Annotated in this window: 20 protein-coding genes; 17 read left to right on the top strand and 3 right to left on the bottom strand. The window is 33.8% G+C overall.

Going from position 1 to position 21,256, the window contains the following annotated elements; genetic code table 11:
- The first annotated feature begins 97 nt into the window (after positions 1-97).
- The 7 genes from NYE52_RS14465 to phoU all read left to right on the top strand — a co-directional run bounded on the left by NYE52_RS14465 (position 98) and on the right by phoU (position 9,234).
- Entirely contained in the window at positions 98-2,212 is a 2,115-nt protein-coding gene (locus NYE52_RS14465; RefSeq protein ID WP_341193715.1) for a peptidoglycan D,D-transpeptidase FtsI family protein, read from the top strand.
- A 266-nt stretch (positions 2,213-2,478) separates the two neighbouring features.
- The gene (locus tag NYE52_RS14460; protein ID WP_341193714.1) at positions 2,479-4,584 is read left to right on the top strand and encodes a peptidoglycan D,D-transpeptidase FtsI family protein; all 2,106 of its coding nucleotides are present in this window, start codon (positions 2,479-2,481) and stop codon (positions 4,582-4,584) included.
- Between the two features lie 248 nt (positions 4,585-4,832).
- Positions 4,833-5,801, top strand: a complete 969-nt coding sequence (locus NYE52_RS14455) for a PstS family phosphate ABC transporter substrate-binding protein (protein ID WP_341193713.1) — start codon at positions 4,833-4,835, stop codon at positions 5,799-5,801.
- Positions 5,802-5,870: 69 nt separating this feature from the next.
- The gene (pstC, locus tag NYE52_RS14450; protein WP_341193712.1) at positions 5,871-6,821 is read left to right on the top strand and encodes a phosphate ABC transporter permease subunit PstC; all 951 of its coding nucleotides are present in this window, start codon (positions 5,871-5,873) and stop codon (positions 6,819-6,821) included.
- Position 6,822: 1 nt separating this feature from the next.
- Positions 6,823-7,701, top strand: coding sequence for a phosphate ABC transporter permease PstA (gene pstA, locus NYE52_RS14445; RefSeq protein ID WP_341193711.1), 879 nt, complete (start codon positions 6,823-6,825; stop codon positions 7,699-7,701).
- A gap of 20 nt (positions 7,702-7,721) precedes the next feature.
- Positions 7,722-8,543 carry a phosphate ABC transporter ATP-binding protein PstB gene (gene pstB / locus NYE52_RS14440; RefSeq protein ID WP_341193710.1) on the top strand — a complete coding sequence of 274 codons (822 nt, stop codon included), beginning with the start codon at positions 7,722-7,724 and terminating at the stop codon, positions 8,541-8,543.
- A 37-nt stretch (positions 8,544-8,580) separates the two neighbouring features.
- The gene (phoU, locus tag NYE52_RS14435; RefSeq protein WP_341193709.1) at positions 8,581-9,234 is read left to right on the top strand and encodes a phosphate signaling complex protein PhoU; all 654 of its coding nucleotides are present in this window, start codon (positions 8,581-8,583) and stop codon (positions 9,232-9,234) included.
- 616 nt (positions 9,235-9,850) lie between these two features.
- Here phoU and NYE52_RS14430 read toward each other — a convergent pair.
- Both NYE52_RS14430 and NYE52_RS14425 read right to left on the bottom strand, forming a co-directional pair.
- A complete protein-coding gene (locus NYE52_RS14430; protein ID WP_341193708.1) occupies positions 9,851-10,339 on the bottom strand; it encodes a hypothetical protein in 489 nt (162 codons plus the stop codon).
- Between the two features lie 4 nt (positions 10,340-10,343).
- Positions 10,344-10,733 (bottom strand): hypothetical protein, encoded by a 390-nt coding sequence (locus NYE52_RS14425; RefSeq protein WP_341193707.1) that lies wholly within the window; start codon positions 10,731-10,733, stop codon positions 10,344-10,346.
- A gap of 537 nt (positions 10,734-11,270) precedes the next feature.
- Between NYE52_RS14425 and NYE52_RS14420 the strand changes: the two genes are divergently transcribed.
- From NYE52_RS14420 to NYE52_RS14385, 8 genes are all read left to right on the top strand, one after another.
- Complete coding sequence (locus tag NYE52_RS14420; RefSeq protein WP_341193706.1) at positions 11,271-11,969, top strand: DUF4912 domain-containing protein; 699 nt, start codon at positions 11,271-11,273, stop codon at positions 11,967-11,969.
- Positions 11,966-14,419: a glycosyltransferase gene (locus NYE52_RS14415; RefSeq protein WP_341193705.1), complete on the top strand. Its 2,454-nt coding sequence runs from the start codon at positions 11,966-11,968 to the stop codon at positions 14,417-14,419. The genes NYE52_RS14420 and NYE52_RS14415 overlap by 4 nt, the downstream gene beginning before the upstream one ends.
- Positions 14,420-14,444: 25 nt before the next feature.
- A complete protein-coding gene (locus NYE52_RS14410) occupies positions 14,445-15,071 on the top strand; it encodes a hypothetical protein (RefSeq protein ID WP_341193704.1) in 627 nt (208 codons plus the stop codon).
- A gap of 68 nt (positions 15,072-15,139) precedes the next feature.
- Positions 15,140-15,289, top strand: coding sequence for a 50S ribosomal protein L33 (gene rpmG, locus NYE52_RS14405; protein ID WP_016204868.1), 150 nt, complete (start codon positions 15,140-15,142; stop codon positions 15,287-15,289).
- A 70-nt stretch (positions 15,290-15,359) separates the two neighbouring features.
- Positions 15,360-15,929, top strand: a complete 570-nt coding sequence (locus NYE52_RS14400; protein ID WP_341193703.1) for a 5-formyltetrahydrofolate cyclo-ligase — start codon at positions 15,360-15,362, stop codon at positions 15,927-15,929.
- Positions 15,922-16,698 (top strand): DUF92 domain-containing protein, encoded by a 777-nt coding sequence (locus NYE52_RS14395; RefSeq protein WP_341193702.1) that lies wholly within the window; start codon positions 15,922-15,924, stop codon positions 16,696-16,698. Before NYE52_RS14400 ends, NYE52_RS14395 begins: the two co-directional genes overlap by 8 nt.
- A gap of 110 nt (positions 16,699-16,808) precedes the next feature.
- Positions 16,809-17,009, top strand: coding sequence for a hypothetical protein (locus NYE52_RS14390; protein WP_341193701.1), 201 nt, complete (start codon positions 16,809-16,811; stop codon positions 17,007-17,009).
- Positions 17,010-17,359: 350 nt separating this feature from the next.
- A complete protein-coding gene (locus tag NYE52_RS14385; protein ID WP_341193700.1) occupies positions 17,360-18,877 on the top strand; it encodes a rhomboid family intramembrane serine protease in 1,518 nt (505 codons plus the stop codon).
- Here the strand turns inward: NYE52_RS14385 and NYE52_RS14380 are convergent.
- Positions 18,867-19,739 (bottom strand): hypothetical protein, encoded by an 873-nt coding sequence (locus tag NYE52_RS14380; RefSeq protein ID WP_341193699.1) that lies wholly within the window; start codon positions 19,737-19,739, stop codon positions 18,867-18,869. The two genes, NYE52_RS14385 and NYE52_RS14380, sit on opposite strands and share 11 nt — an antisense overlap.
- A gap of 300 nt (positions 19,740-20,039) precedes the next feature.
- Here NYE52_RS14380 and NYE52_RS14375 point away from each other — a divergent pair, with 300 nt between their 5' ends.
- Together NYE52_RS14375 and NYE52_RS14370 are read left to right on the top strand one after the other, a co-directional pair.
- The gene (locus NYE52_RS14375) at positions 20,040-20,246 is read left to right on the top strand and encodes a YqgQ family protein (RefSeq protein ID WP_341193698.1); all 207 of its coding nucleotides are present in this window, start codon (positions 20,040-20,042) and stop codon (positions 20,244-20,246) included.
- Positions 20,247-20,248: 2 nt separating this feature from the next.
- Positions 20,249-21,211 (top strand): ROK family glucokinase, encoded by a 963-nt coding sequence (locus NYE52_RS14370; protein ID WP_341193697.1) that lies wholly within the window; start codon positions 20,249-20,251, stop codon positions 21,209-21,211.
- Positions 21,212-21,256: the final 45 nt, after the last annotated feature.

Here is a 21,256-nt window from a genome sequence, read left to right as displayed (position 1 = left end):
AGATTGTTTTTTAATCTCCAATATCATATAGAAATTTCTGTAAACTTCCTTTAAAATAGAAATTAGGAAAGTTTTGGAGGAAATGGTGGGATTTTAAATGGGGGAAAAAAAGAAGAAGAAGAGAAATCCAATACCTTTAAGAGTAAACCTTATATTCTTTACGGTATTTTTATTGTTTTCAGCACTCATTTTAAGATTAGGCTTTGTACAAATTGTGTATGGAGATGACTATAAAAAAGAAGTAGAGAAAAAAGAGGATGTTGTTATTAGCACCTCTGTTCCTAGGGGAGAAATCTATGATAGAACAGGTCAAAGTATTGTAAGCAATGTTGGCAAAAATGCCATTACATATACTAATTGGAAAAAGTATACGCCAAAAGAAATGCGAGATACCGCTGAAGAGTTGGCGAAAATAATTAAGATGGACAGTGAAAAAGATCTTAAAAAGATATCAGAAAGAGACAAGAAGGATTATTGGATTTTAATAAATCCGGATGAAGCAAAATCAAAAATATCAGAAGAAGAAAATGAACAGCTTGAACTAAAGTATAAGGATGACAAAAAGGAATATCAAAAAGCATATGATGAACTATTGCGTAATCGGATATCTGAAACAGATTTAAATAAACTAACAGATTTAGATATGGAAACATTAGCGATATATCGAGAGTTTCAAAGTGGTTATTTTTATACTCCTCATATTGTAAAAAATGAAGGAGTTACTGATAAGGAAATAGCTATTATTAGTGAAAACTTAGAAAGATTACCTGGTGTAGACACCCTTCGAGATTGGGATAGAAAGTATGAATTTGGATCCACATTAAAAACTGTGTTAGGAAATGTAAGTACTTCACAAAGAGGTGTTCCTGCAGAACAAAAAGATAGCTATTTAGCAAAGGGCTACAGCATGAACGATAGAGTTGGCCTAAGCTATTTAGAAAAACAGTATGAGGATGTTTTAAAAGGTCAAAAGAAAAAGGTCAAATATATTAAAGATAAAACAGATGAAATTGTTGGCTCGGAAATTTTATCTGATGGATCGGCTGGAAATGATTTAGTATTAACGATCGATATGAAATTACAGTTGGAAGTTGAGAAAATCATTGAAGAAGAATTGAAAAGAACGAAATATGGCTATGCTGGTACCCATTATTTAGATCGAGCGTTTGTTGTACTGATGGATCCACATACAGGTGAAGTTTTAACAATGGCAGGTAAGCAGTTAGGAAAAGATGAGAAAACCGGAAACCAAGTTGTCCAAGATTTTGCGTTAGGCAATATTACAACTTCATATAATGTTGGATCAGCGGTCAAAGGAGCTATGGTACTAACGGGTTATAAAGTAGGCGTTATTCGTCCTGGCTCCCTGTTAAGAGATGAAGTTATTAAAATCAAGGATTCACCAGATTTTAAATCTTATTCAAGTCGATTATGGGGAAACATGAACGATTTAACTGCTTTAAAATTATCATCTAACGTATATATGGCAAAGATTGCACTAGCGATTGGAAAGGAAAGCTATACAACTCCTGGACAAACTTTGAACGTGGATCCAGCTGCATGGAATAAAATTAGAAATTCCTTTAGCGAGTTTGGTTTAGGTGTTAGAACTGGAATTGATTTGCCAAATGAAATGGCTGGATTTAAAGGGCAAGACACAACAGTACCAGGTAATTTAATGTTCTTATCAATCGGACAATATGATACATACACAAATATGCAACTAGCACAATATGCTGCGACTATTGCTAATGGTGGCTATCGGATACAGCCACGACTCCTAAAAGAAATAAGAGAACCAGGCCAAGGAGATGAGAAGTTAGGTCCAATAGTTCAAGAAATTCAACCTAAGGTTCTAAATAAACTGGATTTACAACCAGGATGGATAGAACAAGTACAAAGAGGATTCCGTATGGTAATGCAACCAGGTGGAACAGGTGGAGTATTTGTAGGTGCCCCGTATAGCCCAGCCGGTAAGACTGGTACCGCACAGGCGTTTTATGATGGTCCATTAAGAACCAATTTTGATACTCCGCCACCCGAGGTTATGAATCTTAGTTTGATTACTTACGCACCTTCTGATAATCCAGAAGTAGCAATGGCAGTAATGGTTCCTTGGGTCTACACAACAAGTAATGGTCCTTCGCCAAACTTAACTATCGGTAAACGTGTAATGGATAAATATTTTGAATTAAAGAAAGAAAAAGACTAGATTCATAGACTTTTACTATAAAAGACTATCTATTAGTAGATGCATTTCTATCTGATATAGATAGTCTTTTTGGTGTTTTTTGGATAAAAGAATCGCGGATATATAGGCGTTTTTTCTTCCATATTAATAAATAATAGAAGAGGAAAAAACGCAAATATCATCACCATAACAATTCTAGCATTTTATTCCAATTAGTTATTAATAGAATAATCTCCTGTTTTCTATTACAATAGAAAAAGAATATTCAAGGAAAGTGTGATTAAACGTTGGGAAAAAAGAAAAAGAAAAAAACAATACCTGTACGTCTTAATATTATTTTCTTTTTTGTCTTTTTATTATTTTCGGCCTTAATTCTGCGATTAGGATTTGTGCAGATTGTTTATGGAGAGGATTATAAAAGAGAATTGGAGAAAACAGAAGATGTTACAGTAAATACCTCTGTGCCCCGTGGGAAAATGTATGATGCTACTGGAAAAGTAATTGTGGATAATGTTGCGCAAAAAGCAATTACATATACAAATTCTGGAGTGAAGCAAGAAGAGATGCTCGAAACAGCGGAGTTGCTTTCAAAGTATATTATGAAAGATACAAAAAAGGTAACAGAGCGTGAGAAAAAGGATTATTGGATTATAAAAAATGAAGAAAAGGCTAATAAGAAGGTCTCTGATAAGGAAAAAGAAGCTTTAGCAGAGAAGTATCCAGATCAAGACGAATATAATACTGAAGTGTATCAATTACAGCTTGATCGTATTACAGAAGAAGATATAAATTCACTTTCTAATCATGATTTAGAAGTGTTAGCCATTTATCGTGAGTTTATTAGCGGATATAAACTAACCCCGCAAATGGTTAAAAATAAAGATGTGAGTGACAAGGAGTTTGCGGTAGTTAGTGAGAATTTAGAATCTTTACCAGGTGTTGATACAACAACTGACTGGGAAAGATCCTATGCATTCGGTGATACATTAAAATCTGTGTTAGGTAATGTGAGTTCTGCTGAAAGAGGATTGCCGGCAGAGAAATTAGATTATTATGTTTCAAGAGGATATAGCCGGAATGATCGAGTAGGGACAAGTTACCTAGAACTACAATACGAAGATGTTCTTAAAGGGCAAAAAGAAAAAATTCGTAATAAAACAGATAAAAAAGGCAATATCGTAAGTACAGAGGTCATTACAGAAGGGAAACGAGGGAATGATTTAGTTCTTTCTATTGATATGGAGCTTCAATTAGAAGTGGAAAAAATCATCGAGGAAGAATTAAAAACAGCGAAAACCTTTGCTGGCACGAAATTACTTGATAGAGCCTATGTCGTTTTAATGAATCCTAATACAGGTGATGTTCTGTCCATGGCAGGAAAGCGACTAGTAAGAAATGAGAAAACTGGAAAGTTAGAAGTTCAAGATGATGCACTTGGTAATATTACAACAACATACAATGTAGGTTCTGTTGTAAAGGGTGCAACTGTATTAACTGGATATAAAACAGGAGCTATTTCCCCTGGAACAGTCTGGAATGATACACCTGTAAAAATAGGAAACACAATTAAGAAATCTTGGACAACAATGGGACCGATTAATGATCTCACTGCATTACAACGATCTTCTAACGTTTATATGTTCCGTACAGTGATGAAGATGGCTGGTGCAAATTATGTATATGGTCAACCATTGTCTGTACAGCTAAGTGACTTCTCCTTAGTTAGAAATGAATTTGCTCAGTATGGATTAGGAATTCGCACAGGGATTGATTTGCCTAACGAACAAGTTGGTTTTAAAGGACAAGATACACTGCCAGGTTTCTTACTAGATTTATCGATTGGACAATATGATACGTATTCCAATATGCAGCTTGCACAATATGTTTCGACAATCGCTAATGGTGGGAAAAGAATGGAACCACATATTGTAAAAGAAATTCGTGAACCCGTAGCAGATGATAGTACACTTGGACCAGTTGTAGAAACCATTAAACCAAAAGTATTAAATAAGGTTGATGTAAAGTCTGAATGGATTGAACGAGTCCAGCAAGGGTTTAAAATGGTAGCCCAAACTCCTAAAGGTACGGCTTATTCTAATTTAGGTGGAAAAGATTATTCTCCTGCAGCAAAAACAGGAACAGCAGAGGCCTTTTATGATGGACCATCTAGAAGTGATTATGGAAAAGAACCTCCTCAAGTCATGAACCTAAGCTTAATTAGTTATGCTCCTTCTGATAATCCAGAAGTAGCTATGGCCGTGATGGTTCCATGGGCATACCAAGGAAGTGTCGATAATGGCTCCAATAAAAAAATCGGAGAGCGCGTATTGGATGCGTATTTCGATTTGAAAAAAGAGAGACAAAAAGACGAGAAAAAAGAAGAAAAAGAATAATAGTGATAAAAAGGACAAACTAGTCTCCATTAGTTTTGTCCTTTTTTTTTTGCATTTTGTTAAAGAAAAATGTCTTTTAATAAAGGTAGATTTGCTGTCTTCACAACATATAACGACAAAATATAAGGAAAATCCCTAAATTTACATTGTGTTTACATTGATTTACAAACAGTTAAAACCAAATTAATACTAAAGACTTATAGTTATCTTGTAAACAAAACAACCATCCTTAGGGGGTAAAGAGAAAAATGAAGAGCCTTAAAACAGTAGGATTAACAGCAATGATTGGAACAATGTTAGCACTAGCGGCATGTGGAGGAAACAATGAATCTAGTCCTTCCAATTCGTCAGATTCATCAAAGGAAAACGGTACTGAACAATTATCAGGACAAATTAAATTAGATGGATCATCAACTGTTTATCCAATTATGGAAGCAATCGTTGAAGAATATCAAGCAGAGCAACCAAATGTAAAAGTTTCTGTTGCATCATCTGGAACAGGTGGAGGCTTTAAAGCATTTATCGCAGGTGAAACAGATTTCAGTAATGCATCTCGCCCAATTAAAGACGAAGAAAAAACGGAATTAGAATCAAAAGGTATTGATTTTACAGAATTACGATTAGCATATGACGGACTTTCCGTTGTTGTGAATAAAGATAATACATGGGTTGACCATTTAACAATCGATGAATTAAAGAAAATTTGGCTGGAAGATGGCACAGCAAAAAAATGGTCTGATATCCGCGAAGGCTGGCCAGAAGAAGAAATTAAATATTATTCTCCAGGAACTGATTCTGGAACATTCGATTATTTCGATGAAGTAATTTTAGAAGATCAACCAATTGCTAAAGCAGCAACATTATCAGAAGACGATAATATTTTAGTACAAGGTGTAACAGGTGATAAAAATGCAATTGGATACTTTGGATATGCTTATTATGCTGAAAACAAAGATAAGTTAAAAGTTGTGCCAATTGATGGCGGAAACGGTCCAGTTGAACCAACAAACGAAACAGTTGAAAGCGGAGAGTACGCTCCACTATCTAGACCATTATTCACTTATGTGAAAAATGAATCTGTGAAAAAAGCAGAAGTAGCTGATTTTGTTGAATTTATGATTGATAATGCTGCAGAGCTTTCAGAAGATGTAGGTTATGTGAAATTACCAGAAGAAGAATATGAAAAAGATTTAGAGTTAATTAAAGGACTTAAGTAATAAGTTTTGATGGAAAGCTTTGTTCTTAGCTTTCCATCTTGGTGTTTGGATTAAGGGGGGCTAAAAAGCATGATTAAGCAAGATCTAAAAGGAAATACACGATCCGTTCAAGAATTAATTGCAGAAAAGAAGCAAAAAAATAATATAAGCAAAGTACTAGAAAAAATGATGCCTAAAGTCTTATTAATTACCGCAATTTTTTCGATTTTAACTACGCTGGGTATATTATTCACACTAATTATTGAAACATTTACCTTTTTTGATAGAGTAAATATTAAAGAATTTTTAACAAGTACATCATGGTATCCATTTTCTGAACCAGGATCTTTTGGAATCATGCCACTTGTTTCAGGTACGTTAAAAGTAACGATCATTGCAGGAATTGTTGCTGTACCGATAGGGCTAGCATCTGCCATTTTTTTAAGTGAGTACGCGAGTGATAGAACAAGGAGAATAATTAAGCCAATTTTAGAAGTGCTTGCTGGTATTCCTACGATTGTCTACGGTTTTTTCGCTTTAACATTTATAACACCGTTGCTTAGATCGATTATTCCTTCTTTAGAAATGTTTAATGCTTTAAGTCCAGGAATTGTGATTGGGATTATGATTACCCCTATGATTGCTTCTTTGTCAGAAGATGCAATGAGTGCAGTTCCACGGGCGATGCGTGAAGGGGCTTTAGCGATGGGTTCTACAAAATTTGAAGTTGCTTTAAAGGTTGTCTTGCCTGCTGCGGTTTCTGGTATAGTTTCTTCCATAGTATTAGCTTTATCAAGAGCAATTGGTGAAACAATGATTGTGGCAGTTGCTGGAGGAAGTACACCTAACCTTAGCTTCAATGTAACAGAATCTATTCAGACTATGACAGCTTATATTGTTCAAGTAAGTCAAGGTGATGCAGGATATGGTACAACGATTTATTACAGTATTTATGCTGTTGGATTTACATTATTCCTGTTCACTTTCTTAATGAACCTGCTTGCCCAATACATTTCTCGTCGTTTTAGGGAGGAATATTAAGATGAAGTTAGTAAATCATTCAGAAGTTATCAAACGAATGAAACCGAGATTAATGAAAAATGTCATTATGAGAGGATTATTTTTAAGTGCAACTTTATTTGGTTTAGTTGTTCTCGGTGTCCTTTTTTATCGAGTATTGACTCAAGGAATTGGCTATTTAGATTTTCAATTTTTAACAAGCTTACCTTCTCGTAAACCTGAAAATGCAGGCGTATATACTGCGTTAATAGGAACAGTGTGGCTTATGGCAGTAGTTGCACCTGTCTCCCTTTTGATTGGAGTAGGGACTGCAATATATTTAGAAGAGTATGCGAGTAAAAATAAGTTTACGAATTTTATCCAAATCAATATATCGAACCTTGCTGGTGTACCATCGATTGTGTTTGGTCTACTAGGTTTAACACTATTTGTACGTGCTTTATCACTAGGAACAAGTGTCCTTGCCGCAGGTTTAACAATGAGCTTATTAGTATTGCCAATCATTATCGTAGCAGCTCAAGAAGCTATACGATCAGTACCTAGTGAATTAAGAGAAGCCTCACTTGGGATGGGAGCAACGAAATGGCAGACAATTGTTAGAGTGGTAATGCCTGCAGCTATTCCAGGTATTTTAACGGGGGGGATATTGGCTCTTTCTCGCGCAATCGGAGAAACTGCTCCATTGGTAGTATTAGGCTTACCATTATTCTTAGCATTCTTGCCGAGAACTGTATTTGATATGTTTACGGTGTTGCCGATGCAAATTTATAACTGGACGGGAAGACCGCAAGAAGAATTTCAGAGTCTTGCAGCAGCAGGAATAATTGTCCTTTTAGTGCTATTAATATTAATGAACTCTATCGCAGTATTAATAAGAAATAAATTTCAAAAGCGTTATTAAACGTATAGGGGGAACTTCAAATGAGTACAGTCTTTGTAGATAAAGTGAAAAAAGCAGTAGAAAGTAATTCAAAAGATGGTAAAGTGAAAAATTCTGTTTATAAAACAAATCAGCTTAATTTATGGTATGGGGAAAATCATGCGCTGAAAAATATTGATTTAGATATTATTGAAAATGAAGTAACTTCTATTATTGGACCATCAGGCTGCGGTAAATCAACGTATATAAAAACATTAAATCGTATGATTGAATTAGTGCCTGGAGTAAAGACATCAGGTGAAATTAATTACCGAGGCAGAAATATTTTTGATAAAGATTACGGAGTGGAAGAATTAAGAACAAAAGTAGGAATGGTCTTTCAAAAACCGAATCCATTTCCAAAGTCGATTTATGAAAATGTAGCTTACGGACCGAAAATTCATGGAATTCGTGATAAGAAAATTTTAAATGAAATTGTGGAAAAAAGTCTAAGAGGTGCGGCAATTTGGGATGAAGTGAAAGATAGATTAAACCAGAATGCTTATGGACTTTCAGGTGGACAGCAACAACGTCTATGTATTGCTAGATGTCTTGCGATAGAGCCAGATGTTATTCTAATGGATGAGCCGACCTCTGCACTTGATCCAATTTCAACATTAAAAGTAGAAGAACTAGTTCAAGAATTAAAAGAAAATTATAGTATCATTATTGTTACACATAATATGCAGCAGGCTGCACGTATTTCTGATAAAACAGCTTTCTTTTTAAATGGAGAAGTTGTTGAGTTTGATGTAACAGATAAAATATTCTCAAATCCAAAGGATAAAAGAACCGAAGATTATATCACAGGAAGATTTGGATAATCATTTTAGCTCAACAACCGAAAAAGGAGACTTTATCATGCCAGTTAGAGAGAAATTTGAAGCAGGGCTTAAGGAATTACAGGGAAAATTGACAGAGCTTGGAGAATTTTCTATTCAAGCTCTACAAAGATCATTAGATGCACTTGAGACACAAAATATCGAAATGGCACTAGAAATTATTGATAATGATGCAAAGGCAGATATGTTGTATGAAGAAATAAATGATTTTGCTATTCTTCTTATTGCGAAACAGGCACCTGTAGCTATTGATTTAAGAAGAATTATTGTTGGAATTAAGATTGCGACAGATATCGAAAGAATTGCTGATTTTGCAGTCAATATTGCAAAGGCTACTATTAGAATAGGAAATCAGGAATTAGTTAAACCAATGGTACATGTAAAAAGAATGTTGGAAATTACCAATGAAATGTTACGGTTATCTTTAAATGCCTATAATGAGGAAGACACAAAATTAGCTCGAAAGATTGCTGAGATGGATGATGAGGTTGATAGTTTAAACAAACAAGCGTTTGTAGAGTTATTTGAAATCAGTAAAAATAAACCTGAATATTTGCATCAAATCTCCCAGTTAACGTTTGTTTGTCGCTATTTAGAAAGAGCAGCGGATCATACAACAAATATCGCTGAAAATATTTTCTATCTAGTAAAAGGTAGACAATACGATTGGTAAAAAACTTATTTTAGTAAACTTTCCTTGTTTTAAGGGAGGGGACCGTAGACAAATTCTATGAAAGTTAGGGGGGTGTTTACGGTCTTTTTTATCTTTTTTCATTTACTTAGAAATAAGATGATGCACTCCAAACACTCTTAGTCCCTTTTGGCGACAAACTGAAGGCTGGGACATAAGTATTCCATACATAGATAAACCCGAACAAATATGAAGAAATTCATAATTGTTCGGGTCTTAATTAGTTTTATAAAAGTCAGTTTCAGTAAGATTAGTGTTAATATCCGCAGCCTGAATACACTTCGCTTTCCATGGGGCGAGCGCCGAGCCGCTTCGTCACTGCGTTCCTGCAGGGTCTCGGACTTTCTCGCAGCTCCCATAGGAGTCTACGTGTATTCAGGCTGCTCCGTCTTTCCAATTAATTAATGTTTTCTATTTCCATAATATTTTATAGAAAAACATCTTTAAAAACGAATTAGTTTTTACACTGATTATATTTAAAATCATAAATAACTAGTATGAAAAACTAGCCTTTATTTAAGAGCTAAAATAGAGGTTGTTTGTCTTTTCAGAGTGGTTATTTAGTTTTGTCCCAGCCTTATAAGATGAGTAATTAAAATTATTTTGTAAGCTTCTCTGCAATCTTTTTATTGCTCATCTCGCTGGTTAAGCGGAAGCTGCCGACTTGTATTTTTTTATGGTAGTCGTTATCGATTAAGTATGTCTCCAAGTTTTTTGGATCTTTAATAATCTTATTTTCATATAATAATTCTGCAATACTAGAAATACTCATACCACTTTTAACTTTTAGTGTGTAAGAATAGATTTCTTGTTTTTCTTCTTTCGATTCTTCCTGCTTCTTTTCATTTGCTTCCACATCTGATTTTGCTTGATCTTGCTTGCTTTGCTCTATTGTTTTTTGCATATCCTTATACTCAGAATCGCTTAATATGATAAAGCCTTCTTTTTGAAGAAAGGTTGTTGCATCAGGTACGTTTAAGCTGAACTGCTCTTGGCTCTTGCTTTCCTGATAGAAATAATAACTCCCCAACATACTTGCTGAAAGGAGCATCCCTATTGCGAATGAACGTAAACTTTGTTTCTTCATCTCATTACTGTCCTTCCCGTTCGTTAATAATTTGTTGAACTTGAGAAATGGATAGGGAAGATTGATTGGCAATCTGATCTATTGGAACTCCACTTGCTGCAAGAGTCCAAACTTGGTTTTTAATGATAGCGTGAATAGATTGTGTATTTTCAGGCTGGAAAGAAGTAGTCTCTTTTATGGAAGAGGGAGGCTTGAAAGCAAAATCTTCTTCCCCTAGCATTAGTTCTTCTTCTAAGACTTTTAATTTCTTTTTTATTTTATACAGTTCTTGTACTTGTTGAATAGAAAACTGATCTATTTCTTCCCGTAAATCTTTCACAGGATCGCGAAGAAAAAAAGATAGAAGAAGAAGTAATAAGGAAACTCCTAATAATAGTAATGTTACAACTAGCATAATTCACCTCAAGATTTAAATTCTAAATTTTAGACTATTTTACAAAGTGCAAATAAAATAGTCCAGACTATGTTATTTTATCATTATCAAACAATAATTCCTATTTAAACAGAATCTATCTAGAAAAGCTGAAAGAATAAATTGGTCAAAGGCTAGAATTTTTTTACAAAACGGCAAAAGGGATGGCTGGCAACTATTCTTAGAAAGGTAGACAATATTCGTATTTGCTTGCGAAACATTTAGGAATATGTCGTAATACTACTTGGTTTTAACAAGGCATATGTCGAATTTAGGTTACTTGAGTAAGTAGATGGAAGGTAGAAAAAATTTTTTGCCCCTTTCAGATGAACGTACATATGTTTAAGCACAATCCGACAAAATCTGTTCGTTGTGGCATCAAGCATTCAGTGGTAACATAATAGTATAAATAGGGAATGAAAAGTAATCTTGTAGACATATACTAGTAATTTGTCATACATACATCAAAGATATTCAGGAAGAGATAAATTGAAAATTTAGAAAGAGGTGCTATTTCTATTGATTGAACAAATTGTAAATTTAAGACGTAAAGGACTTTCTTTCCGGAAAATTGCTATCGAACTTAATTCAACTGTAGGTAAAGTTCAATACCAATGGAAAAAGTACGTGAAAGAACAAGAGACGAGTGGGCAAGAAGAAGAGAAACAAATACCAACAAAAACACTACCTAAGATGCGTTTTGTATCTGAACATTTTTGGACAAGTATTGATTTATTAACGAAGAAAAATGGTATGGAGGCTTGGTTAATAAGTGAAAATGCTGCATTAGTATTTTGGCGAATTCCTGATGGGAAATGGCAATTAATTTCAACTTATTATGATATTGATCCGGAAAATTGCGCTTTGGCAGTAAAGATTAATGATATTACGAGTATTATTTATAATGGAAGAAATGCTCATAGCTATCGTCTGCTTCCTGTAGGGAATAAACAGGAATCGATTGTATTACAAGATTTGTCTCCAAACAGAAGTTTTTGTTTTGAAATTGGCGTTCTTGATGTTTATCAATCCTTTTTACCAATCTTACAGTCTAATCCATTACATACTCCTAGAATCTCGCATGATCAAGTCGGTATTATGGAAGAAGAATTGAAAAAGTGGGAAAAAGGGGACAATCCTATTCCAAATTGGATTGAGCATGTAAGCACTTATAGTTATTATGAATTAGAAGAGCAAGAGGATGTGAACAAGAAATGAATGGGTCGTATTTCCAATTGATAGTGATAAATAATATTCCTTTCATGAACTATTTTTCGGAAGATCAGTACAAAAAGAATGAATTTTATGAACAGACAGTGCAATTTATTAACTTTCTATTTCAAACAGAGAAAGAAAATTCTCCATATACCATTCAACTTGTACTACCGCCAATTTATGTAGAAATGCTCGATAATCCAACATTACGAAAAGAAATAACAGAATTTTTAGAAAAATATCATTGTAACATGGAATTACTTTCCTATTGGCGGCAAAAGGAACAAAATTTATTAAAAGTTCTTAAGTCACTCATTCAAGAAAATCGAATAGAGCTCCTTGCTAGTCCAGCATCCTTTTCTCATTTATCGAACGTGTCAACAAGTACAGGTGTCCATTTGCAAATAGAAATGGGCTTATCGATTATAGACGATTATTTAGATTATCGTCCGAAGGGATTTTGGTTTCCAGAAGGATATTTTTCACCTGGTTTAGACTTATATTTGCAGAAAGAAAAATTAACATATAGTTTTCTTAACAGTAAGACAATCTATCATAGTGATCCATTGCCGAGTGATATTGGTATAGCAGTTGAATCACCTCATCATGTTGTTTTTTTCCCTGTTGAAGAACGATTATATCAAATTTTTCAAGAAACGAGTGCAAAAAAGCAAGTGTGGGATAAAGCACTTATGGAAGTACTTGAATCGTATAATCATTATACAAATGAGTCTATTCTTTCCCTACCAATTGATTTGGGAAGCTATGTTAAGATGAGGGAGGAGCTAAATAAAAGTATCCGTTACTTATGCGATGAAGGCTATATGGTTCATATCTCACCAAAAACATATATAAATCAATTTAGTCAAGGCATGGATCATGTACATCTATGTTCCTCCTTTTTGGATCGCCAAAGGGAAAACGATATGAAAAATAAAAGTTCTCAATATGCCTCTTTAGCGTTTTTGGAAAGAGAACTTCATCAATGGAGACAAGTAACATTAGCAAATGAAGTTCATAGAGTGCAGAAACAAATGGAAAAAGAATGGTTTTTATTAAGTTCCTTGCTTTATCAAGATAATTGGACGGACAAAGAAGTCTCAACCTATCTAGAGGCAGCAGATCAGTTAAGTGCCTTAATGAAAGGACCAATAGATAAGGAATGGATTTCTTTAAGAGAAAAAGTACATCCAATTTTAAATACAACGATCCAAATAAATAATCAGAAGGTAAGGGAAATCATTCCGACAAATAAAAAGAAGGTACTTATTTTATCATGGGAATATCCACCGAATATAGTTGGTGGCCTTGGAACACATGTAGTTGGATTAACGAACAGTTTAATAAAAAATGGATATGAAGTACATCTAATTACCGCGCAAGATATGAAAAAAGATGCGGAAGATGTAATAGAAAAGGAACACTTATTTGTTTATCGTGTTAAACCAATTTATAGTATAGAGCAGAACTTTATCCATTGGATTGGTGGCTTAAATCTAGCGATGTGGGATAAAGCGATTGAAATAGGGAAGAAATCGACATTTGACCTAGTTCAAGCACATGATTGGTTAGTAGGAGCTGCTGCAATTTCATTAAAGGACCAATTAAATATACCATTAATAGCAACCATTCATGCAACAGAACACGGAAGAAATGGTGGCATTTATACGGAAATGCAAAAATTTATCCATGAAAAAGAAAGGCAGTTGATACAATCTGCTGATTCTTTAATTGTATGCAGTGAATATATGCAGAATGAGGTAATGACTATTTTTGAAGTAGAGCAATCAAAAATTAACATTATCCCGAATGGAATAGAATCTTTGCAAATGGAAAAAGCTTCGATTGCTCCATTAGAAGCCTTTCACTTAGACACTAATAAAAAAATTATTTTTGCAATGGGTCGTATGGTAAAAGAAAAAGGGTTTGGTACTTTACTGGAAGCAGCGCGAAGATTGCATAAAATACGATCGGATTTATATTTTGTTATTGCTGGAGTCGGACCAATGTACGATGAATATCAAAAATTCATTGAGAGAAATGGATTATCAGAATGTGTTCGATTAATAGGCTACTTGCAAGGAGAACAAAAAAATGCATTTTATGCTCATGCAAATATTGTAGTGATACCAAGTTCTTATGAACCATTTGGTATTGTAGCATTAGAGTCACTTATATTTGCCATTCCAACGATTGTTTCCCATACCGGTGGCTTAAAAGGGATTATTAAGAATAAAGAAACGGGATTATTCATGGAACCAAATAATGCAGAAAGCTTAGTAGAGAATATCGAATATTTATTAGGAAATCCAACAGTTGGTAAAGAGATTGGCAAGAATGGTCAAAAATTAGTTAGTCAACTTTTCAGCTGGAATCGAATTGGGGAAGAAACAAAAAGAGTGTTTGATGAACTGCTAGTAAATACAAAGGTGAAAGAATCCATATCTAATTAATAATAGTAGAGTAGGTGAAAATAGAATGAAGATTGAGGCTAACTTACAAAAAGATTATCAAAGCGCTCAAAGAAAGCTACTAATAAAAAAATTAACTACTACCCCTGGGATTTGGATTGATGGAAAAACTTATTGGATTCAAAACGGCTATGAAAAATTAATACCAGAACATTCGATTTCTGTTCATGTAAAGCAAATACACAAGCATTCCAAAATTCAATATAATGAAATTTACGTTAGAAACCATTCCCAACAAGAGAAGAACTTGAAAATTTTGGTGTTGAATTATTTTCCAGTAACGTATCAAGAACATCTTTCTTTCGTTTCGCCTACTGAAAATGTCATCTATCATTCTGTTGATGACCAGCTATATTTAGTAAATGGAGAATATAATAAAAACAGTATCGAGCAGAGAACTGTACAACCTATTTGGAATGTACACACAGAGCATATATGGAGTAATAACCAAAAGGGTATCCTTAAGTATCAGCCAATGGCGAAAGGTTCAAGTGTAAGTATCTTTTCATTAAGTATGGATGTTAATCCCCAATCTACTGGGATTAGTCGAGCTTGGTCTATTATTGGCACAGAAAAAAAGGAAATTTTAGAATTGAATCACATTCTACTGAAAACAAGTACTAGCATTTCCTAACAAAAGATGTTATCATATAAAAGTCGTATGCACGAACTAGCAACCTATAGTTTGGAGGGAAATAAACCATGCGTGTAAACATTACGTTAGCTTGCACTGAATGTGGTGATCGTAACTACATTTCTAAAAAAAATAAACGAAATAATCCAGATCGTCTTGAGCTAAAAAAATATTGCTCAAGAGAAAAACGTACTACCGTTCATCGTGAAACAAAATAAGCAGAAGGGATATCTCCCTTCTGTTTTTTTCATATTCAAAAACAGAAGGTAAGGATGGTGTATACATAAAATGCAGGAAAAGAAACAGTTCAGAACAAATATGATAAAACAACTACAAACAATCAGTAAGCCTCAATATGAGCATATGTCATATCAGATAGCTCTTCAACTATATAAACATGCTTCATTTACTTCTGCTTCTCATATAGGCATTACCATTTCCAAATTTCCTGAGGTTGATACATACCAAATAATACGTAAGTGTTGGCAACTCGGAAAGCAGGTAAGTATCCCAAAATGTATTCCTGAAACTAAACAAATGCTTTTTCGTAAATTAGAGCAATTTAATCACCTTGAATCTGTTTATAGCAATCTGTTTGAACCTATAATGGAAAAAACAAAACCAACAGAGCCAGAAGAAATCGATTTACTCCTTGTTCCAGGACTAGCCTTTACGAAGAATGGATACCGATTGGGATTTGGTGGAGGATATTACGACCGATTTTTACAAAGTTATAATGGAGAAACCATATCATTAGCCTTCTCCATGCAGCTTCAAGAAGAAATACCATTGCAAAAACACGATTTAGCTGTGGAGAAAATAATTACAAATGAAGGGATAATAGTTACAAATGAGTAGTTTAATGTATGCAATTATAATTTTTTTTGTTTCTTTCTACTCATACAAGCGTCGGTCTTTAACGAAGAGTGGTGCAATCGCAGCTTTCTTTGTTGGTATGGGGATTGCTATTGGATTTGGCTATAAGGGATTAATTGTTTTGGGGGCTTTTTTTGTGTCCTCAAGTATGCTTTCTAAGTACAAAAGCAAAACCAAAAAAACAATGGAGAAAAAAACACAAAAAGGGTCAACTAGGGATTGGTTACAAGTAATGGCAAATGGAGCATTAGCTGCCATTGTAGGTGTTATTTATTATATAACAAAAGAGTCTATGTGGATTACGGTTTTCGCTATTTTGCTTGCAGCTGCTAATTCAGATACTTGGGCTTCTGAAATTGGATCATTAAGTAAGAAAAGACCCTTATCTATTCGGAACTTTAAGGAAGCAGAAACAGGAACATCTGGAGCTGTTAGCATATTAGGGACGGTTGCAGGATTAGCGGGTTCATTATTGATTGCCTTGATAACTACCTTATTATTTCCTATTCAGCTTTGGGGATTTTTCCTCATTTTTCTTTTTGGCTTTTTAGGGAATGTGTTGGATACCCTTTTAGGTGCATATATACAGGTAGAGTATCAATGTCCAGTTTGTGGGAAAATTGTGGAAACAAGAATGGTATGTCATAAGACTGTAGGGAAAATTAAAGGTTATACATTTTTTAACAATGATATGGTGAATGTTCTATCTGGTTTTTTTGCGGCATTTGGTTATCTTATTCTTCATTTATAATGTTCCGTAAATTCCGTTTACATTATGATAAATACGGGAATATTTTCACATTAGACTATACGGATAAAAAATAATATAATCACCAAACTATAATTAGGAGGGATGGAAAAATGTCAAGAGTATTCTCCATTTTACTAATTGCCTTAGGTGGATATTTTTTATTTCAAAAACGGTATCGTGTCATAAATTCCGTATTGAGAAATCCATTTATTCGGAAATATGCAGTAAGAATATTAATGAGTATTCCAAGTGTAAAAAGAACGATGATGAATTCCGTGTTTGGACGCTCTAGTAATACGATTTATCAATAGCTTTCAAAAAACAGTCTAAATACCTTGTGGATTGGATTTTAGTCACACAAGGTATTTAGTTTTTCCTTTTCTGTCATTTGTATAAAGGCATTAGCTTTTATAATTTTATAAATGACTTTCCTCATAATATTTAGTTAACCACTTATAATTAAAATATCGCATGCGATGATTTTACTAAGTTTTACTTCTATATATCATAGGATAAGCTTTTCTAGTTGTTGAAAATGCAGAATTTTTAGTAAGGTTTATGCAAAAAAAGAAAATACATATGATTTGTTGTATTGTTAAGGAGTTAGTAGAATAAGAAGAGAAACTATTTTGTATGAGTTTGGAGAGTAGGGAGAAAAAAGATGGAGATAGAACCGTATAAATATTGGAGAATAATCCATTTTTTAATAATGAAATGCCATTATAAATTAATTTATTTATCAGAAAATAAACAAGAAATTTGGTTGGAAAGTCAAGATGATAGAAAGAAAACCCCAATTATTCGATTATTTCAAATGAATCTTGATTGGAGTAATTGGTTAAGTCGTGATATAGAAAGAACAGCATTAAATGCAGAAAAAATAAGAAGTACCTTGCGTAATCGCTCACTTAAATTGGAGAGTATTTATATTACAGCCTTTCCTCCTGTAGATTCCTTTGAACATTTAGTAAATCAGCCATATATAAGTACTGATAAAAAAGTACTAATAAATACAGTTCTTCTCGATCGATCTGTTCAAGAATGGGACATCGCAGGACGTAAAATATCAGACTTAAATGCCATTCCTGATACAGAGGAAGAACGTGACATTCAAATTCAAAATTATCAAAACGATATTTTTGCTCTGATAAAACAAAATGAAAAAGAAGAAAGACAGCTGCTGAATTTTGGGAAATCGTTTATTTCCTACCTGTTTATTGGCATTCAAATTATTATGTTTTTCTTAATGGAAGTAAATGGCGGAAGCACTAATAACCAAACATTAATTAAATGGGGAGCAAAAGTGAATTATTTAATCGCAAATGGGGAATGGTGGCGATTAATAACACCGATTTTTTTACATATTGGTTTTTTGCATTTAGTAATGAATTCTATTGCTCTTTATTATATTGGCCCATTAATAGAGAAAATTTTTGGGAACAGTAGATTTTTTATTATTTATCTATTTGCTGGATTTAGCGGAGTATTTGCGAGTTATTTATTAAGTCCTTCTTTATCAGCTGGTGCAAGTGGAGCCATTTTTGGATGCTTTGGAGCGCTTCTTTATTTTGCATGGCAATTTCCAAACCTTTTTTTTCGTGTGATGGGTTGGAATGTTATTATTATCATTATTATTAATCTTATTTTTGGCTTTACCATACAAGGAATCGATAACGCAGGTCATATTGGTGGTTTAGTAGGTGGCTTTTTAGCAACGGCAATCGTTCATTTTCCAAAGAAAAAAAGCTGGAAAATCCAGCTTGGTGCATTACTTATTACCTTATTGCTCGTCTGTGTTGGAATTAGTTATTCATCGAGTTCAAGTGCCTTACAAATACGGGATCAATCAGCATTAATAATGGTCAATACTTATATAAATGAGGAGAAATATGATCATGCTCAAGAAGTTTTGACAACCATAGAATCTAAAAATAACGCAGACTATTATTTTTTCCTTTCTTATATTCAACTGAAAAAAAAGGAACTAATGGAAGCGGAAAAAAATCTACAAAGGACAATCAAATTAAATCCGAATTTTCATGAAGCATATTATAATTTAGCGATCGTCAGTTTATATAATCAAAAGGTAGAAGAGGCTAGGGAATATTTGCAAAAAGCAATAGAATTAGATAAAAATAATCCAAAATATCTACTATTATGGGATAAAATTAAAGAGTAGAAATTTGCTGTCTTAAAACAATGGGTTCTCCGTCTTCTGTTGTAAATAAGATAAGAAGATGATTATCATTAATTAATAATACAGGGATAGAACTTCCGATGGGATCAATAATGGTTCCATCTTCTTTTATAATTCCAAGGAAATAGTTTTTATAAAGGCCTTCAGTCAACTGTCCAATAATTTTTGCACTTTGTTCCTTTGAAAATGATGGAAGAGGTGTGTCATTATATTTCGGTAAATCTGTCAGTAATAATTTTGTATCGTACTGCTCTTGTGAAATATGAAATTTCTTTAATCCTTGGTGAAGAGAGTAATTAACAAAATCTACTGCTTCTTTATCCATCATTGTTGCCCAATCTTTTTCTACTAAATTATTCGGAGTATGGAAAGATAATGGTGTATTTTCAAACTTTGAGTTAATAACATATAGATTGTCTGCCGAAATTTTTTGTGAGCTGAATATTCGTTCACTCGTATCATGTATTTCGGCATAGTGAAAGGTAATTGCTTGGAAAAAGTTGCTTTCTCTTTCAACGACTGTCTTTTCTTCTGAAAGTTCTAATGTATGTTGTTTCCATTCTCCCATTGTGCTTATTAATTTCCCATTTGCATAAAGTAAGCTCATATCTTGTCGTAAATAGGCTCGCTTGTTAATAGAAGAATTGCTTTGCCAGAGAATACTATACTCATCGAATCTTTTTTTACTAAATGTAAGAGTTGTGTTTGCTTTAGGAAAGGTCACTGTTGGATCAATTGGGAAATAAGTTATACTTTCCTTCGCAATCTGTTTTTGTTGGAAAATATAAAAAATAGCTACAAGAATAATAAGGGAAACACTTAAACGAACAAAATCTTTTTTCATTAATTTCACCGCTCCATCTAATGGAAATAATAAATGAGTATTAATTTATTTAGCCTGTCTTCTATACACTTCTTTAAATATATGAAAAGATAAAAGAAATATGATAAAAGAAGTAGTTTAGACTTAAATTGGATAAATAGATATCTTGATTAAATCGTTTAAAAAATATTCTAATAGGGGAAATGAATCTGCTGTTGAGGAAACAGTTCATTTCCGATATACTTAATTTGAAAACGATTAATCTATCACTTTATGCAAACCTTTGCAGTAAGTGTATTATGTATGAAATCGAGGGGTACCATGCAAACAATTTACGATGTACAGCAGTTTCTAAAAAAATATGGGACGATTATCTATGTTGGAGATCGAGTAGGCGATTTGCAATTAATGAAAGCTGAAATAAAGGAATTATATCAATCGCAATTAATAAGGGAACTAGAATTTGATTCTGCTATGCGATTACTTAATCAAGAAATACAGTTTTTAACGGAAAATAGGGGGAACTAATTATGCAGGAAAAATGGGTTGCAGGAATTGACTTAGGCGGGACGACGGTTAAAATCGCTTTTTTATCACTAGCGGGAGATTTAATCGCTCATTGGGAAATCCCAACAGATAACTCAGAAGAAGGAAAAAATATTACCTCTGATATTGCTAAATCCATCGATGCTAAATTGCAAGAATTAGGTCATTCGAAGGAAGATGTTTTAGGGGCAGGAATGGGCGCCCCAGGACCATTTGATTATGCAACAGGAGTAATTTTTAATACAGTTAACTTAGGCTGGCCGGATAATTTTCCATTAAAAGCTCGACTTGAAGCAGACTTAGGGCTACCGGTAACGATCGACAATGATGCGAATTGTGCAGCATTAGGTGAAATGTGGAAAGGTGCAGGAGAAGGATCCAAGGATTTAGTTTGTGTTACACTTGGTACAGGTGTAGGCGGTGGCGTTATTATTAACGGCGATATTGTGCAAGGAGTAAAGGGTGCTGCTGGTGAAATAGGTCATTTAACGGCTATTGTTGAAAATGGTGCTCCTTGTAACTGTGGAAAAACAGGCTGTTTAGAAACGATTGCTTCTGCAACAGGAATTGTTCGGTTGACGAAAGAAAGGTTAGCTGAAAGACATACTTTGAGTGTGCTTCATTCTGTTCTGGATCAAGAAGGGGCAATTACAGCAAAAGATGTATTTGATGCGGCCAAAAATGGTGACGAATTAGCAAATGAAATTGTGCAATTCGTAGCTTTTCATTTAGGTTTAGTATTAGCTAATATTGCCAATACTTTAAATCCAGAGAAAATCGTCATTGGTGGTGGTGTGTCGAAAGCTGGGGATGTGCTTTTAACCCCTGTAAAAGAAAACTTTTTGAAATTCTCCTTTAAAAGCGTAGCGGAATCGACAGTAATTGATGTAGCAACATTGGGAAATACAGCAGGTGTGATTGGTGCTGCTTGGCTAGCAAAAAATTAATCTAGTTTTGTAATATTATCTTTCATTAACTTTTTTTCATATAAA

Origin of the sequence: Niallia sp. FSL W8-0635, from assembly GCF_038007965.1 — a bacterium.
GTDB lineage: Bacteria > Bacillota > Bacilli > Bacillales > Cytobacillaceae > Niallia.
This window is presented reverse-complemented; position numbering and strand designations above follow the sequence as displayed.

What these genes read in the sequence shown, in the direction of transcription:
- NYE52_RS14465 (WP_341193715.1), top strand. Translation starts at nt 98, where the DNA reads ATGGGGGAAAAAAAGAAGAAGAAGAGAAATCCAATACCTTTAAGAGTA.
- NYE52_RS14455 (WP_341193713.1), top strand. Translation starts at nt 4,833, where the DNA reads ATGAAGAGCCTTAAAACAGTAGGATTAACAGCAATGATTGGAACAATG.
- pstC (WP_341193712.1), top strand. Translation starts at nt 5,871, where the DNA reads ATGATTAAGCAAGATCTAAAAGGAAATACACGATCCGTTCAAGAATTA.
- pstA (WP_341193711.1), top strand. Translation starts at nt 6,823, where the DNA reads ATGAAGTTAGTAAATCATTCAGAAGTTATCAAACGAATGAAACCGAGA.
- pstB (WP_341193710.1), top strand. Translation starts at nt 7,722, where the DNA reads ATGAGTACAGTCTTTGTAGATAAAGTGAAAAAAGCAGTAGAAAGTAAT.
- phoU (WP_341193709.1), top strand. Translation starts at nt 8,581, where the DNA reads ATGCCAGTTAGAGAGAAATTTGAAGCAGGGCTTAAGGAATTACAGGGA.
- NYE52_RS14430 (WP_341193708.1), bottom strand. Translation starts at nt 10,339, where the DNA reads ATGAAGAAACAAAGTTTACGTTCATTCGCAATAGGGATGCTCCTTTCA.
- NYE52_RS14425 (WP_341193707.1), bottom strand. Translation starts at nt 10,733, where the DNA reads ATGCTAGTTGTAACATTACTATTATTAGGAGTTTCCTTATTACTTCTT.
- NYE52_RS14415 (WP_341193705.1), top strand. Translation starts at nt 11,966, where the DNA reads ATGAATGGGTCGTATTTCCAATTGATAGTGATAAATAATATTCCTTTC.
- NYE52_RS14410 (WP_341193704.1), top strand. Translation starts at nt 14,445, where the DNA reads ATGAAGATTGAGGCTAACTTACAAAAAGATTATCAAAGCGCTCAAAGA.
- rpmG (WP_016204868.1), top strand. Translation starts at nt 15,140, where the DNA reads ATGCGTGTAAACATTACGTTAGCTTGCACTGAATGTGGTGATCGTAAC.
- NYE52_RS14400 (WP_341193703.1), top strand. Translation starts at nt 15,360, where the DNA reads ATGCAGGAAAAGAAACAGTTCAGAACAAATATGATAAAACAACTACAA.
- NYE52_RS14395 (WP_341193702.1), top strand. Translation starts at nt 15,922, where the DNA reads ATGAGTAGTTTAATGTATGCAATTATAATTTTTTTTGTTTCTTTCTAC.
- NYE52_RS14390 (WP_341193701.1), top strand. Translation starts at nt 16,809, where the DNA reads ATGTCAAGAGTATTCTCCATTTTACTAATTGCCTTAGGTGGATATTTT.
- NYE52_RS14385 (WP_341193700.1), top strand. Translation starts at nt 17,360, where the DNA reads ATGGAGATAGAACCGTATAAATATTGGAGAATAATCCATTTTTTAATA.
- NYE52_RS14380 (WP_341193699.1), bottom strand. Translation starts at nt 19,739, where the DNA reads ATGAAAAAAGATTTTGTTCGTTTAAGTGTTTCCCTTATTATTCTTGTA.
- NYE52_RS14375 (WP_341193698.1), top strand. Translation starts at nt 20,040, where the DNA reads ATGCAAACAATTTACGATGTACAGCAGTTTCTAAAAAAATATGGGACG.
- NYE52_RS14370 (WP_341193697.1), top strand. Translation starts at nt 20,249, where the DNA reads ATGCAGGAAAAATGGGTTGCAGGAATTGACTTAGGCGGGACGACGGTT.